The following is a 12,265-nucleotide window of genomic DNA, read 5'->3' on the forward strand; positions in this document are numbered from 1 at the left end:
CGATGCGCGCACGTCAACCGGCGGTGCAGGTTGACGCGATCCGGGCGAGCTTGTCGGGGTTGCGCTGCACGAGAATCCGGACGATGCGCGTGCCGTCGGTCTCGAACGACATCGCGGCGTCGAGCTGTCCGTCGATGAAGCGCAGCATGGCCCACTGGCCGTTGAGCACGACGGACCGCATCTCGACCCCGCTGCCGTAGTGCAGCCACGTCGCATAGAACAGTTGTGCGACACGCCGGCTGCCGACCATTGGCCTCGGGACACTCCGGACCTTGCCGCCGCCGTCGCCGATCAGGATCGCGTCTTCGGCGAGCAGCGCCTGGATCGACGGGAAGTCGCCCTGCGCGAGCGCGTGCGAGAACGTCTGCAGCAACCGGTGGTGCGTTTCGCGCGGCACCGCGTGGCGAGGCGAGCCGTCGTCGCGCAGCCGCGCCTTGGCACGGCTGACGAGTTGCCGGCACGCGGCTTCGGTCTTGCCGATCGCGTCGGCGATCCGGTCGTAGTCGATCTCGAAGATTTCATGCAGCAGGAAGGCGGCACGCGCCTCCGGCGTCAGCCGTTCGAGCAGCAGCAGGAACGCGACCGACACGTCGTTCGCGCGCTCGATGATTTCCTCGGGCGTGGCCGGTGATGCGTCGAGTTCCGGCTCGGGCAGCCAGATCCCCGTGTATTGCTCGCGCCGGAGCTTCGCGGCGCGCAGGCGGTCGATCGACGTGCGTGTCGTGACGGCGACGAGCCACGCTTCGGCGTTCTCGATCCCGTCGCGTGCCGTGTCGTGCCAGCGCAGCCAGACGTCCTGCACGATGTCCTCGGCGTCCGCGATGGAGCCGAGCATCCGGTACGCGATCTTCTGCAGGCGCGGACGCAGTGCCTGGAACGTGAGTGCGTCGTCGGCCGTCACAGCCAGACCCCGCTGAACCCGAACGCGACCGGTCCGCTCAGGAGCACGCTGCCGGCGCCGTCCCAGCGCACCGTCACGTCGCCGCCGTCGCACTCGACCCGAACGGTCTCGTCGAGCAACCCGCGTCGGATGCCATTGACGACCGCGCCGCACGAACACGATCCCGAACCGAGCGGCACGCCGCCGCCGCGCTCCCAGATGCGCAGGCGAACATGCGTGCGATCGATGACCTGAACGAAATGCACGTTGGTTCTCTGCGGAAACAGCGGATGCGTTTCGATGGCCGGGCCGAGCGCCGCGACATCGAGCGCGCGGAGATCGTCGACGAAGAACGTGCAATGGGGATTGCCCATGTTGCACGCGGCCGGCGCGCCGGGCAGCGGCAGCGCGAGCGTGTCGAGTGCCTCGGCGAGCGGCACGTCGCGCCAGCCGGTGAGCGGTCTGCCCATCTCGACGGTGATCAGGCCGTTCGCCTCCGTCGAGCACACGAGATACCCGCGGGGAGTCCGCAGCACGAGCGACGACAGGCCGGTTTCCCGCATCAGCTGCCACGCGACGCCACGCGTCGCGCTGCCGCAGGTGTCAAGCGGCGTGCCGTCCGCGTTCCAGAACGCGACGCGGGCCGCCGCGTCGTCGCAGTCCGACACGACCGCGAGCTGGTTGAAGCCGATGCCGCAACGTCGGTCGCCCATGCGCCGCACCAGATCGGGGGCGATGTGCTGCGCTTGATCCTGATCCTGACCGCGCAGGTCGACGATGGCGAAGTCATCGCCATTCGCGTTCATCTTCTGAAATCCGAGCGGCATGACAGTTCCGGAAGGGGGCACGCGAACACTGTACGTGGCTCGCCGTTCGCGATCAATCGCCGCACGACGGCGTGCCCGCACTGTGCATCTACGTAATTCTACGTAGCTTCGCATACGTAGTTATCCGCTTGTAAGCCGCCCCGGTCGCGCGGAATACTACGGCCCATCGCCCCGGTCTCCGCGAGACCGTGGCACGACGCATCGACGTCACGTGTGTGCGGCCCCTCGCCGCATGCCATCTAAAACCACATTGGAGACCAGGAGACGCCATGAATCGGGCTTCCAGTACCCTGCTCTGGATCGCGGTCGCGCTGCTCGGCGCGTTCGCGTTCGGCACGATCGCACTCGCACACGGCGAGCGCGTCAGTGCCCTCTGGATCGTGATCGCCGCAGTCTGCGTGTATCTGATCGCGTATCGCTTCTACAGCCGTTTCATCGCCAGCAAGGTCATGCAGCTCGACGGGCTGCGGATGACGCCGGCCGTCAAGTACAACGACGGCCTCGACTACGTGCCGACCAACAAGTACGTGCTGTTCGGCCATCACTTCGCCGCGATCGCCGGCGCCGGCCCGCTCGTCGGGCCCGTGCTCGCCGCGCAGATGGGCTACACGCCCGGCATGCTGTGGATCCTGGCCGGCGTCGTGTTTGCCGGCGCGGTGCAGGACTTCATCGTGCTGTTCATCTCGACGCGCCGCGACGGCCGCTCGCTCGGCGATCTCGTCAAGATGGAGCTCGGCACGGTGCCCGGCGTGATCGCGCTGTTCGGCGCGTTCCTGATCATGGTGATCATCCTCGCCGTGCTCGCGCTGATCGTCGTGAAGGCGCTGACCAATTCGCCGTGGGGCACGTTCACCGTCGCCGCGACGATCCCGATCGCGCTGTTCATGGGCGTCTACACGCGCTACATCCGTCCGGGCCGCATTGGCGAAGTGTCGATCATCGGCTTCGTGCTGCTGATGGCGTCGATCGCGTTCGGCCAGCACGTGCACGATTCGCCGACGCTCGCCGCATGGTTCACGTTCACGGGCACGCAGCTCACGTGGATCCTGATCGGCTACGGCTTCGTCGCATCGGTGCTGCCGGTGTGGCTGCTGCTCGCGCCGCGCGACTACCTGTCGACGTTCCTGAAGATCGGCACGATCCTCGGCCTCGCGATCGGCATCCTGGTCGTCGCGCCGGAACTGAAGATGCCCGCGCTGACGAAGTTCGTCGACGGCACCGGCCCGGTGTGGTCGGGCAACCTGTTCCCGTTCCTGTTCATCACGATCGCGTGCGGTGCCGTGTCGGGCTTCCACGCGCTGATCTCGTCGGGCACGACGCCGAAGCTGATCGACAACGAAACCAACGCGCGCTTCATCGGTTACGGCGCGATGCTGATGGAATCGTTCGTTGCGATCATGGCGCTGGTCGCTGCCTGCGTGATCGAACCGGGTATCTACTTCGCGATGAACGCACCGGCCGCCGTGCTCGGCTCGACGCCGGAAGCAGTGGCCAATACGGTCACGCAATGGGGCTTCGTACTGACGCCCGACATGCTGACGCAAACCGCGAAGGCCGTGGGCGAAACGACGATCATCGCCCGCGCGGGCGGCGCGCCGACTCTGGCCGTCGGCATGGCGCACATCCTGCACCAGGTGATCGGCGGCGAAGCGATGATGGCGTTCTGGTATCACTTCGCGATCCTGTTCGAGGCGCTGTTCATCCTGACGGCCGTCGATGCCGGCACGCGCGCGGGCCGCTTCATGCTGCAGGACCTGCTCGGCACGTTCCACCCGGCGCTCAAGCGCACCGAGTCGCTGCCCGCGAACCTGGTCGCCACCGCGCTGTGCGTGGCCGCGTGGGGCTACTTCCTGTACCAGGGCGTGGTCGATCCGCTCGGCGGCATCAACACGCTGTGGCCGCTGTTCGGCATCTCGAACCAGATGCTCGCCGCGATCGCGCTGGTGCTCGGCACCGTCGTGCTGTTCAAGATGAAGCGCGAGCGCTATGCATGGGTGACGATCGTGCCGACCGCGTGGCTGCTGATCTGCACGCTGACCGCCGGCTGGCAGAAGATCTTCGACGCGAACCCGAAGGTCAGCTTCCTCGCGCACGCCGCGAAGCTGCAGGCCGCGGTGGACGAAGGCAAGGTGCTCGCGCCGGCGAAGTCGATCGCGCAGATGAAGCGGATCATCTTCAACGACTACATCGATGCGGCGCTGGCCGGGCTGTTCATCTTCGTCGTCGTGGCGATCGCGGTGTACGGCGTGATCGCCGTGCTGCGCGCGCGCCGCGAGTCGAAGCCGACGGTGCGCGAGACGCCGTACGAAGCGATGCCGGCCGCGCAGGCGCTCGGCAGCGGACGTTAAGGGGAGGCCGCGATGTTCAGCGATCTTGGCAGCGACCTGCGCAGCGCGGGGCGTTACCTCGGGCAGGCGTTGCGGCTGATGGTCGGCCTGCCCGACTACGACACCTACGTCGCGCACATGCGCGCGACCCATCCGGACCGCGAGCCGATGACGTATGAGGAATTCTTCCGCGAGCGTCAGAATGCGCGGTACGGGTCGGGTGCGGGGAAATGCTGTTGAACCGGGCTGTCCAGGCAGTTCGGTCATCGAAAGGGAAGCGCCGCGATGCATGTCGCGGCGCTTTTTTCTTTGGCGGGCCGGCGGCGCGCTTCGCCGTTTGCCTGAGCGCAGCACGGCAAATCCGCCGGCCGGTATCATAGGGTTCTCTCATTTCCCGATGAACCCGCAGGAGAACACGTCGTGCATGTCGGTGAGCGTTTCAACAGCATTTCCCATCTCGTCGGCGCGGTGCTGTCGGTGGTGGGTCTCGTGGCGCTCGTGACGATGGGCGCGCTCGAAGGCGACCCCTACAAAGTGGTGAGCTTCAGCGTGTATGGCGCGATGCTGATCCTGCTCTATGCGATTTCGACGCTGTACCACAGCGTGCGCAATCCGCGCCTGAAAGCGATCCTGCAGAAGTGCGACCACTCGGCAATCTACCTGCTGATTGCCGGCAGCTACACGCCGTTCACGCTGGTCACGCTGCGCGGCCCGTGGGGCTGGTCGCTGTTCGGCGTGAGCTGGGGGCTGGCCGTGTTCGGGATCGTGCAGGAGCTGACGCTCGGGCGGCGCACGCGCCTGCTGTCGATGATCCTGTACGTGGCGATGGGCTGGCTCGCGCTCGTCGCGGTGCGCCCGTTGATCCACGCGCTTCCGCCGGTCGGTACCGCATGGCTGGTGGCCGGCGGCCTGATCTACAGCGCGGGGATCTACTTCTTCATCAACGATGAACGCATTCGCCACGGGCACGGCATCTGGCATCTGTTCGTGCTGGCCGGGAGCCTGTGCCAGTTCGTCAGTGTCGCGATGTATGTCGCATGAGTGGCGTGCCGCACTGATCCCGAGGCGATGAGCAGCCGGCGCATCTGCCACCGCATGCGCTAGCGGCGCGTGGCAGTCCGCAGTGGCGTGGCCGGTTCGCCGGTTACCGGTATCGGCCGCGTGGTGATCCACCACGTCGTCGCGGCGAGCGCCGACAATCCGGTCGCGATGCCGAGGGCCACCCGCATCGCCGCCGGAAACGGCTGCAGCGTCGCGATACACGCACCGAAAATCGCCACCCCAAGCGCCGATCCGCTCTGCCGCGCCGCGTTCAGCGCGGCCGCCGCCACGCCGGCGCGGTGCTGGTCGACCGTCCCGAGCGCCGGCGACGTCGCGGCCGGCGAGATGAATCCCGATGCGAAGCCGATCGCGAGCATCGGCGCGACGGCGAGCCACGCAGGCGTAGCCGCACCGATGCCCGTCATGCCGAGCGCGCCGGCCGCATAGAGCGCGAACGCCGCACACATCGAGCCGCGCGCGCCGAAGCGCGCAACCAGCCTGCCCGAACACAGCCCGCCGAGTGCGACCATCGCGGTCATCGGCAGGAACGCGAGCCCCGTGTCGAGCGGGCTGGCGCTGCGGACTTGCCGATAGAACAGGCTGAGTACGAACAGCAAGCCGTAGAACACGAACGCCGACGCCATCGACACGACCGTCGATCCGGCGAACAGCCGGTTGCGGAAGAACGCGAGCGGCAGCATCGGTTCGCGGCGTCGCGCTTCGATCACGATGAACGCGCTCCACGCGACGACGCTCGTCACCGCGCCGCCGATGATCGGCGCCGAGCGCCAGCCGAGCGACGGGCCTTCGATCAGCGTGCCGATCAGTGCCGCGATCGCAACGATGGCCGCGGCCTGGCCGCCCCAGTCGAAATGCCGCGATGCGTCGACGACGGCGGCGCGCACGACCGAGCGGCCGTGCCAGATGCCGGCCAGCCCGAGCGGCAGGTTCACGAAGAAGAGGCTGCGCCATCCGAACAGATGGATCAGCAGGCCGCCGATCAACGGGCCCGACGCCATCGCGATACCGCCGCAGCCCATCCACAGGCTGATCGCCGACGCGCGCGCGGCCGGTTCGGGGAAGGCGCGATTGAGCAGCGCGAGCGAGCAGGGCACCAGCATCGCGCTGCCGACGCCTTGCAACGCGCGGGCGATCGCGAGCGTCGGGAGGGTCGGTGCGACGCCGCACAGCGCCGACGCGGCGACGAATACCGCGAGCCCGGCGATATAGACGTCGCGATCGCCGAGCCGGTCGCCGAGCGTGCCGCCCGTCATCAGCAGGCTCGCGAACGCGAGCGTGTACGCGTTCACGATCCACTGCAGGCCGGCCACGCGGCTGCCGAATGTTTGGGCGATGTCGGTGAGCGCGACGTTGACGATGGACGCGTCGAGCAGCACGAGCGTGTAGCTCACGCAGGTCGCGGCGAGCACACGGTGCGCGGCGGCCCGATCCGGTGCGGCGGCCGTCATGCGCGTTCGGGCGACGGTGTGGCGGCCCGCAGCGCATTGAACCCGACCCACCCCCAGTACACGCGATGATGCGCGATCAACCCGTCGCGCAGGTCCATCACCTCGACGAGATCGACCTGGTCGCCGTCCGGCGTGGCGCGCGGGTATTCCCAGACGAGCTGGCGGCCGTTCGAGAAGAACAGACCACTGCGGTACCAGCGCCCGAGCGTGTTGCCCGGATTGCGCAGGGCCGCCGCGAAGAATGCGCCGATCGCGGCCTTGCCGTGCAGCACGCCCGAGCCGTGTTCGGGCAACGTGGCGACGACGAGCGGCGTTTCGAGCACCGCGTCGTCGGCATACAGCGCCATCAGCGCATCGACGTCGCGTGCGACGACGGCCGCGTGCCAGCCTTCATGAATGTGCCGGACATCGGCGTGGGCGTGTGACATGGCGGGTTCCGGAAGCATCGATAACGGAACCCACTGTATGGGCGCGCCGCCGCGGGACGTTTCACGTCGACCCGAAACGTGGATGTCGCCGCGGCGCGGGCGGCCGCGTGCCGGCCGCTATCCGGCCAGCGCGTCGAGATTCAGCTCGTACGACTTCCCGATCCACACCGCGCAATCGCGATGGTCGCGCAGTTCGTCGTTCGTATTCGGATGCAGGAAGATATCGAGCGCGCCGTGGTTCAGCACGAGCCACGGCACGATCTCGTCGAAGCGCGCGGCGTCGAACGCGATCTGGTACGACCAGGCCGGATGCGGGCCGACGAGGCGTTCGTGAAAGCGGCCGAGTTCGATGACCGCGCCGAACCGTTCGTCGACGACCTGGCGAAACGCCCAGGCCGCGTCGCGGCTGGCCGCATCGAAATAGACGTGCGCGTGCCAACTGTGGATGGCGGTGGTGTCGAGGGCAGCCATGAAAGGACTCGATAGAAATGGGAATGCATGAGGTGCCGTGCGAAACGGCCGATGCGTGATTATCGCGCGTCCTTGCTGCGCGCGTCGTATCGCGATCCGGCAATCCGGACGCGATGACTTGTCCTGAATCACGAGAAACGTTCGATTCAATCGGGCCAGCGATTGAGGTGTCCGCACGCGCGATATCACGCCGGAAGCCTTGTCGGCAGATACGCCGGCCGTGATCGCATTGGCAACACGTCATTTCGGAAATTGAAAAAGGCGCTGCGTGCGCTGCTTCGGATCGTCTGAACAAATGCGATCAGCGCGTTGAATGAAATAAAGAAATTCCTGTTTGGCGGGATTCGCGCATGACGCGGATTGCGCACCGGATGTCGAAGCCGAAAATATCAATTGCAGAATCGGCTATTCATACGAAATGCAGCGCGTCATACGATGGTTTCAACGCATCGTCGAACATGATCGATGCGGGCACAACCACCTGGAGGCCACTATGCGATCCCTCGTTCCCGTTGCGGTACTTTCGTGCGCACTCGCTGCGCTGCCCGCCGTCAGCTTTGCGCAATCGGTCGTTCCCGACGGTGCACCGAATGCCGCACTGTCGAGCTGGTCGGCGGCGCGTGCCGAGACTGACGCACAACTGATACAGATGACGCGCGCCGGCTATCGCGCGACGTCGGCCGGCAACCAGAACTATCCGCTCGCGATGCAGCGCGCGCTCGAACGTGTCCACAATCCGGTGCCGGACCGGTCGCGCGAAGAGCGGGCTGCGATGGAAGCACGCGCCGCGCGCGACGTGCAGGGCGGTCATCCGGTCAAGGCGTTCTTCGTGAAGACCGCGTACTACCTGAAGGGCGAGAACACATTCTGAAGCAGGAGACGAGCATGGCATGCGCTAACCGATTCCCCGACGCGTTGCGCGCGTCGACGATCCGCCGGCTGCCGGACGTGTGCGCGATGCGGCGGCGCGACGACGTGTCCGGCGTGCGGCGCCGCGCGAACGGCCATCGCGGCGCAGGCCGCGGCGCCGTCGCGTGCCGCACCGCGTGCCCGGCGTTCGACACGGACGACGTTGCGGCAAGCGAGGGCGGATCATGAAGGCCGTCCGGAAAGGCCGTCGCCACGTGCCGCTGACCCGCGAGTGGTTGCTGCCGCTGCCGCCCGCACATGTGCGCGACATCTCGCTGAAATGCCACATGGCGCTCGTCGCGCTGCGCGGCGAGCACGGCAACGAAGCGTTGCTGATGCGGCTGCGTACGAGCGTCTACCTGGTGTTCCTCGCGCTCGACGACGCGGCTGCCCCGGATGCGAGCATCGACCTGTGCGTCGACGCGGAGCGCGTGCTCGACGCGAGCGTGGCGCGCGCCGAGCAAAGCGGCGCATGGACGCTGTACGACGACGAATGCGCGGTGCTCGAGCGCGTGCTCGCCGCGAACGATGCGTGCGTCGCGACGCTCACGCGGCACCGGCTCGCCGAGCTGTGGCGCCATGTGTGCTCGTTCGCCTCTGCGGAGCAGCCGGGGCTCGTCGCGCAGGCAGCGGCGAAGATGCGGGAATCGGCCGCTCTGCATTGAGCGGCAGCATCCCGACCGATGCCCGGCCCGTGTTTCATACTCGTCCCATTCACAGGGGCTGACGCTCGCCGTCTAATGTCATCACGTGAGCCGAACGGGCTCGGTCGATGACGATCCATCCTCGCGTTTGCGACGATCGTGCGTGTCGGCGCGAATGCATTCGTTTCGGTCAGGAGGAGCGATGGCGCTATACAGGGCAGGCGGCTACTTCACGTGCGGAAGCGGCCGCGCATTCAGCGAGAACCTGCCGCCGGGCAGCGAAGTGACGATCGCGGGCATCTATCGATGCACCGTGTGCGGCGACGAGATAGGCATTGCGAAGGGGCAGACGCTGCCGTCCGAGGACACACATCGGCACGATCTCGATCCGCCGTCCGACCCGTTGCTCGATCCCGGCCCGACCGCATGGCAGTTGATCGCGGCGGCGGAATCGAGACACTAGGCGAGCAGCACATGCACACAGATATGCATGCGTGTGCCGATCCGTCCTGGCCCATGACGACGTCCGTCAAAACAAAAGCGCCACGGAGCGGACTCCGTGGCGCTTCATTTTTTCCCGCCGTCGCGGAGGCGCCAGCCCCCGCGTAGCGAAACCCGCTTAAGCCGCCGCTGCCGGCTTCGCCGCCTTTTGCAGCTTGCCCTTGCCGGCGCGCTGGATTTCCTCGAGCTTGATCTCGACGTGACGCGAGAACACGTACTCGGCCGGGCGCTGCTTGTCGATCGGAATGTCCGGAGCGAACGGGCCGTCGGTCTTGATGCCCTTGCGACTCACGGCGAACGCCTTCAGCGGATGGGCCATCGTGTCCATCACGGCGGTCGCTTCGAAGCCGCAGTGGACCATGCAGTCCGCGCACTTCTCGTAGTTGCCGACGCCGTAGTTGTCCCAGTTCGTGTCTTCCATCAGTTCCTTGAAGGTCTTCACGTAACCTTCGCCGACCAGATAGCACGGCTTCTGCCAGCCGAACACCGTACGCGCCGGGTTGCCCCACGGCGTGCACTTGTACGTCTGGTTGCCGGCCAGGAAGTCGAGGAACAGCGACGACTGGCTGAACGACCAGCGCTTGCCGCCTTCGCCGCGCTTCAGGATTTCGCGGAACAGGTTCTTCGTCTTGTCGCGGTTCAGGAAGTGCTGCTGATCCGGCGCGCGCTCGTACGCGTAGCCCGGCGACACGGTGATGCCGTCGACGCCGATCGGCTTCAGCGTATCGAAGAACTTCGCGACGCGCTCGGGGATCGCATCGTTGAACAGCGTGCAGTTGATGTTCACGCGGAAGCCGCGGCGCTTCGCTTCCTTGATGGCCGCGACTGCCTTGTCGTACACGCCTTCCTGCGACACCGAGTGGTCGTGCATCTGCGCGTCGCCGTCGAGGTGGACCGACCAGACGAAGTACGGGCTCGGCTGGTAGTCGTCCATCTTCTTTTCCATCAGCAGCGCGTTCGTGCAGAGGTAGACGAACTTCTTGCGCTTCATGATGCCGCGGACGATTTCCGGCATTTCCTTGTGCAGCAGCGGCTCGCCGCCTGCGATCGACACGATCGGTGCGCCGCACTCGTCGACCGCTTCCAGGCATTCCTGGACGGACAGGCGCTGGTTCAGGATGGGGTCCGGGTAATCGATCTTGCCGCAGCCGTTGCACGCGAGGTTGCAGCGGAACAGCGGCTCGAGCATCAGCGCGAGCGGATAGCGTTTGTTGCCGGACAGGTGTTGGCGCGTGATGTACGCGCCGACGCGGACTTGCTGGAGCAGCGGAATAGACAAGAGATGTCCTCCTTAAACTTCGCGGGCGACAGCTTGCGTGAGCTTCGCCGGCAGCTTGAATTCGACTTTTTCCTCACGGCCCGCCATCGTCGTGACGTCGACGGGACCCAGCGCGCGCAACGCGCCGATGACATCTTCGACCATCTCCTCGGGCGCGGACGCCCCGGCGGTCAGGCCCACGGTCTGCGCATTCGCGAACCATTCTGCCTTTACTTCCGAACCGTCGGCGACGAGGTAGCTCGGCACACCGCTTTCGGTGCCGATTTCGCGCAGGCGGTTCGAGTTCGAGCTGTTCGTCGCACCGACGACCAGCAGCACGTCAACCTGTTCGCTCAGCTCGCGCACGGCGGCCTGGCGATTTTGCGTCGCGTAGCAGATGTCGCGCGTGTCCGGGCCGACGAGGTCGGTGAACCGGCGCTGCAGCGCTTCGATGATGCCGCGCGTATCGTCGACCGACAGCGTGGTCTGCGTAATGTACGCGACCGGCGTGTCGACGGGCAGCGTCAGCGTATCGACTTCGGCTTCGCTCTGCACGAGGATCACCTCGGCCGGAATCTGGCCGATCGTACCCTCGACTTCCGGGTGGCCCGCATGGCCGATCAGGATCAGCCGGCGGCCCGCCGCGACATACTGGCGGCCCTGCACGTGCACTTTCGTGACGAGCGGGCAGGTCGCGTCGAGCACGTCGAGCCCGCGCGTTTCCGCGTCGCGCTCGACCGTCTGGGCGACACCGTGCGCGCTGAAGATCGCGACAGCGCCGTGGGGCACCTCGTCGAGTTCCTCAACGAATCGGGCCCCTTTATTACGCAGATTTTCGACGACATGCCGGTTATGCACGATCTCATGACGCACATAGACCGGCGCACCGTGCTGTTGCAGCGCGCGATCGACGATCTCGATCGCACGGACAACCCCCGCACAAAAGCCGCGGGGCTGGGCAAGGATGACTCGCATAAGTGAGCGAACTCCGACGACAGACGCCGGGGTTCGAGGCGCTTGGCACGCGCTTGCTCGCCCCGGCTTGATGTTATGAAGGCAGGAACGAACCGGCCGGCCAGGCCCCGGAACCCCGAATTAATCGCGCATTTTAACTCTATCGGGAAGTCCTTGCTCTGGTGCTGTTTCTGGCGTGTTGCATTTGCGGGAGAACCGCGTCGGCGCTGGCGCGCGCGGAACCCAGTAAACTACGCGGTTTCGCGGGCAGCCGCTCCGGCTGCCCGGCGTCGCGCTCATTTCAAGGCCATTCGATGACCGTCGATTCTTACGCGTATTGCCCGGCCGCCCGCGCGGTTTCGGGCGTTGTGTTCCTGACCCCTATTAGTTTTGCCGATGCCGGCGCCCGACAGGAGGCGCGCCGATGATGCTGGTTCTTGCATTCCTGGTGTCCGGCCTGTCGCTGATGATCTGGATCGTGCTGCTCGTCGCGCGCGGCGGCTTCTGGCGTGCGGTGCCCGCGCGGCCGCTGCCGCCCGAGGCGCGCGGCGCCGCG

General features: G+C 66.5%; 14 protein-coding genes and 1 pseudogene. 8 read left to right on the top strand and 7 right to left on the bottom strand.

Annotation, left to right across the window (positions count from 1 at the left end; genetic code table 11):
* Positions 1-13: 13 nt before the first annotated feature.
* Both F3J15_RS17020 and dapF read right to left on the bottom strand, forming a co-directional pair.
* Positions 14-901 (bottom strand): RNA polymerase sigma-70 factor, encoded by an 888-nt coding sequence (locus tag F3J15_RS17020; RefSeq protein WP_166892797.1) that lies wholly within the window; start codon positions 899-901, stop codon positions 14-16.
* Positions 898-1,707, bottom strand: coding sequence for a diaminopimelate epimerase (dapF, locus tag F3J15_RS17025; RefSeq protein WP_166892818.1), 810 nt, complete (start codon positions 1,705-1,707; stop codon positions 898-900). Before dapF ends, F3J15_RS17020 begins: the two co-directional genes overlap by 4 nt.
* A gap of 269 nt (positions 1,708-1,976) precedes the next feature.
* On the opposite strand from dapF, the gene F3J15_RS17030 reads away from it, so the two are divergent.
* The 3 genes from F3J15_RS17030 to F3J15_RS17040 all read left to right on the top strand — a co-directional run bounded on the left by F3J15_RS17030 (position 1,977) and on the right by F3J15_RS17040 (position 5,075).
* Positions 1,977-4,055, top strand: a complete 2,079-nt coding sequence (locus F3J15_RS17030) for a carbon starvation CstA family protein (RefSeq protein ID WP_039349522.1) — start codon at positions 1,977-1,979, stop codon at positions 4,053-4,055.
* 12 nt (positions 4,056-4,067) lie between these two features.
* Positions 4,068-4,274 carry a YbdD/YjiX family protein gene (locus F3J15_RS17035; RefSeq protein WP_011353713.1) on the top strand — a complete coding sequence of 69 codons (207 nt, stop codon included), beginning with the start codon at positions 4,068-4,070 and terminating at the stop codon, positions 4,272-4,274.
* 180 nt (positions 4,275-4,454) lie between these two features.
* Entirely contained in the window at positions 4,455-5,075 is a 621-nt protein-coding gene (locus tag F3J15_RS17040; RefSeq protein ID WP_039349524.1) for a hemolysin III family protein, read from the top strand.
* 59 nt (positions 5,076-5,134) lie between these two features.
* On the opposite strand, the gene F3J15_RS17045 is transcribed toward F3J15_RS17040, so the two are convergent.
* The 3 genes from F3J15_RS17045 to F3J15_RS17055 all read right to left on the bottom strand — a co-directional run bounded on the left by F3J15_RS17045 (position 5,135) and on the right by F3J15_RS17055 (position 7,443).
* Complete coding sequence (locus F3J15_RS17045; protein ID WP_166892799.1) at positions 5,135-6,544, bottom strand: MFS transporter; 1,410 nt, start codon at positions 6,542-6,544, stop codon at positions 5,135-5,137.
* Positions 6,541-6,972, bottom strand: a complete 432-nt coding sequence (locus F3J15_RS17050) for a nuclear transport factor 2 family protein (protein WP_089484785.1) — start codon at positions 6,970-6,972, stop codon at positions 6,541-6,543. Before F3J15_RS17050 ends, F3J15_RS17045 begins: the two co-directional genes overlap by 4 nt.
* Positions 6,973-7,089: 117 nt before the next feature.
* Positions 7,090-7,443 (bottom strand): DOPA 4,5-dioxygenase family protein, encoded by a 354-nt coding sequence (locus tag F3J15_RS17055; RefSeq protein ID WP_166892801.1) that lies wholly within the window; start codon positions 7,441-7,443, stop codon positions 7,090-7,092.
* 493 nt (positions 7,444-7,936) lie between these two features.
* On the opposite strand from F3J15_RS17055, the gene F3J15_RS17060 reads away from it, so the two are divergent.
* From F3J15_RS17060 to F3J15_RS17075, 4 genes are all read left to right on the top strand, one after another.
* Positions 7,937-8,314, top strand: a complete 378-nt coding sequence (locus tag F3J15_RS17060; protein ID WP_166892803.1) for a hypothetical protein — start codon at positions 7,937-7,939, stop codon at positions 8,312-8,314.
* A 14-nt stretch (positions 8,315-8,328) separates the two neighbouring features.
* Complete coding sequence (locus F3J15_RS17065) at positions 8,329-8,541, top strand: hypothetical protein (protein ID WP_166892805.1); 213 nt, start codon at positions 8,329-8,331, stop codon at positions 8,539-8,541.
* Positions 8,538-9,017, top strand: a complete 480-nt coding sequence (locus F3J15_RS17070) for a hypothetical protein (RefSeq protein ID WP_166892808.1) — start codon at positions 8,538-8,540, stop codon at positions 9,015-9,017. Before F3J15_RS17065 ends, F3J15_RS17070 begins: the two co-directional genes overlap by 4 nt.
* 181 nt (positions 9,018-9,198) lie before the next feature.
* Complete coding sequence (locus F3J15_RS17075) at positions 9,199-9,459, top strand: hypothetical protein (RefSeq protein ID WP_089448641.1); 261 nt, start codon at positions 9,199-9,201, stop codon at positions 9,457-9,459.
* Positions 9,460-9,615: 156 nt separating this feature from the next.
* Here the strand turns inward: F3J15_RS17075 and hpnH are convergent, their stop codons facing one another.
* Together hpnH and ispH are read right to left on the bottom strand one after the other, a co-directional pair.
* Complete coding sequence (hpnH, locus tag F3J15_RS17080) at positions 9,616-10,776, bottom strand: adenosyl-hopene transferase HpnH (protein WP_039349540.1); 1,161 nt, start codon at positions 10,774-10,776, stop codon at positions 9,616-9,618.
* 12 nt (positions 10,777-10,788) lie between these two features.
* Positions 10,789-11,730: a 4-hydroxy-3-methylbut-2-enyl diphosphate reductase gene (gene ispH / locus F3J15_RS17085; protein WP_069252728.1), complete on the bottom strand. Its 942-nt coding sequence runs from the start codon at positions 11,728-11,730 to the stop codon at positions 10,789-10,791.
* Positions 11,731-12,133: 403 nt separating this feature from the next.
* On the opposite strand from ispH, the pseudogene F3J15_RS17090 reads away from it, so the two are divergent.
* Positions 12,134-12,265, top strand: a pseudogene (locus tag F3J15_RS17090) (glycosyl transferase family 2); the annotation flags it as partial.

Source organism: Burkholderia sp. Ap-955, assembly GCF_011753045.1.
GTDB classification, from domain to species: domain Bacteria; phylum Pseudomonadota; class Gammaproteobacteria; order Burkholderiales; family Burkholderiaceae; genus Burkholderia; species Burkholderia lata_D.